Origin of the sequence: Prevotella sp. P5-50, assembly GCF_002251295.1 — a bacterium.
Classification (GTDB): Bacteria; Bacteroidota; Bacteroidia; order Bacteroidales; family Bacteroidaceae; genus Prevotella.
Window position 1 is genome coordinate 1 of the sequence record NZ_NPJA01000044.1, and the last position, 2,247, is coordinate 2,247.

1 protein-coding gene is annotated in these 2,247 nt (G+C 33.8%); it reads left to right on the forward strand.

The window, feature by feature from the left end:
• The first annotated feature begins 702 nt into the window (after nucleotides 1-702).
• Nucleotides 703-1,965, forward strand: coding sequence for a sialate O-acetylesterase (locus tag CIK88_RS09965; RefSeq protein ID WP_094436209.1), 1,263 nt, complete (start codon nucleotides 703-705; stop codon nucleotides 1,963-1,965).
• The last annotated feature ends 282 nt before the right edge of the window (nucleotides 1,966-2,247 follow it).

A 2,247-nucleotide genomic window follows, 5' to 3' on the forward strand; every position in this document is an offset into this window, starting at 1 on the left:
AATTTCCTGCATTTTCTGCATCAAAATGTTTGCAAAACTCGTCTATAATACAAAATAATTCTGTAACTTTGCAATCGGTAGTCATATTAAATATTTTTGTAACTATTTGATTTTCACCTATAAAGGTGCAAGATATTTATGAGACTACCAACTTTTTTATAAACTATTTCTTATCCCGAACTGGGGTATCTATATACAATGCAAATATACGCAATTATGTTGGAAAAACATAATTTGTTCTTAAAAAGTTATTGTTTCTTGTTTTTTACTTAATCGCAATTAAGATAAATGACGTGCCGTGTGCTGAGCCAGGTATGTTTATTGAATAACAATTTTGAGCTTTCTGTGTAAAATGCTTGTATGTTAATGTTTTTTTGTGTATATTTGCGGAGAAAATTGCATTCGTTCACTAAAAGTGGACGAGTTTGTACTTGAATTAATTAGGTTCACGTGAATCGCTTTGTTCTTTGTCTTTTTTGAATATAGCTAAAGAGGGGGCTTTTATATTTGTCAATGACATGGTATCTGAGAACACAAAAACAATCAAATGTACTAACTAAATAAAATTTAACTTGTTTGTTTCCTTTATCCGTTTGACATTAAAAATGCGACTTTAAATTGTCGCGTGATAAAAGTATCCGGTACCAACTATATTTCAAGAGATTCGAGGAAGTAAGATGACTTTAGTGAACTACAAAGGAGATGAAAAAAATGAAAAAAGACTTGTTTTTTGTTTTCATACCAATCGTGTTCTCATTTCTGGCTTGCCAGAATCGTAATGATGACAGTAAGGTTGTAGTTTGTGTGCCTGTCTATGGACAGAGCTTGGCGTTAGGTGAAGAAACGCAACGAATTACAAATCTCGATAGTTTGAATGAACTTTATGACTATCGAATAGTGGGTGAGAATCTGAAAAATGAATTTGGCTATTATGACTGCAGTCCTGTCAAAAGAAAGATCAAACGTGTTCTAAAACTATCCAAACGTGATTTTGAAGTGTCTGTTTATGGTATGGCAGAGGCTTTGGTGAACGAGTTGGGAAAAGACACCATGGTCTGTGTCTTTGCTGGTGGACAAGGAGCAACACCTATCAATGGTATAAGTAAAGGCACTGCTCCTTATATGCGTTTTCTCAATGATATTAAGAATGCGAAAGAGAAAGCAGATGAGAAGGGAATGAAATTCTACGTTCCCGCAATATGTTGGATGCAAGGCGAGTCAGACATGTATGACTATACAAATGTTGATTACAAACAAAAGTTGAATCAGTTTAGTATCGATATCAATAAAGATATAAAGGCAATTACTCATCAAAAGCAAGATATCAAGATAGTATCTTATCAAACGAATATGTTAGCTTTGTGCAATGAGTTCTGTCAGAATGAATATAGTTTATATGAGACAAGCATACCACAAGCACAGATGGAGTTAGTTCGTGACAATTCTTTCTTTGTTGCTGGAACGCCTACTTATTTTTTGTCTTTTGCCCGGGAACGTATGCATATAAATGCAATAAGCCAAAAACGTGTTGGTTATTATAATGCGGAATCGGTTATAAGCATTATAAGAAATCAAAAACATCGTGGGTTGTATCCAAAGAAAATAATTGCTGAAGGAAGAGAGGTAAAAGTTGTTTTAGATGTACCTTGTCCTCCATTAGTAATAGATACTATAGAAGTTAGCAAAGTAGATTATTATGGGTTTAATGTTGTTACAGCCTCTAATGAATCTATTATTAAAGATGTTGTGGTACATGGAGATACCATTTTGTTGAAATGTTCACAGTTAGTCAAGGGTGCTAAAGTAAGGTATGCTGTAAATGGTCAGAAAGGAAAAAGTGGTTATTTAAGAGGAGCTCGTGGAAATCTTCGTGATAGTCAAGGTCTTGTCAACGCTGCGATAGTCCCCAAAAAGATATACCCAATGCATAATTGGTGTTATCAATTTGACATACTTGTTGAATAGATGGTGTGTTTTTGGATGACATGACAAACCAAGTTACAGTGATTCTATATAACATGGTACGCTTTTGCGTTTTTCTTACTTAATTCTTGTAAGATATTGTTTTTTGGGGGGAGAATCACACTTCTTCTCCGAGGCTTTTGAACGCTTTTCGTATTTCACTTATCACGCATCTGATGTATTTAAGATTTTACTTACCACGATTTCTGCGACAATAAAAATCCATGGAGAACACTATACGAGTTTGAAAACAAAAATATCTATAATAAAGTTAAATACTATTAT

Bases quoted from the DNA above. Each gene is read 5' to 3' on its own strand.
- CIK88_RS09965 (WP_094436209.1), top strand. From the start codon at position 703: ATGAAAAAAATGAAAAAAGACTTGTTTTTTGTTTTCATACCAATCGTG.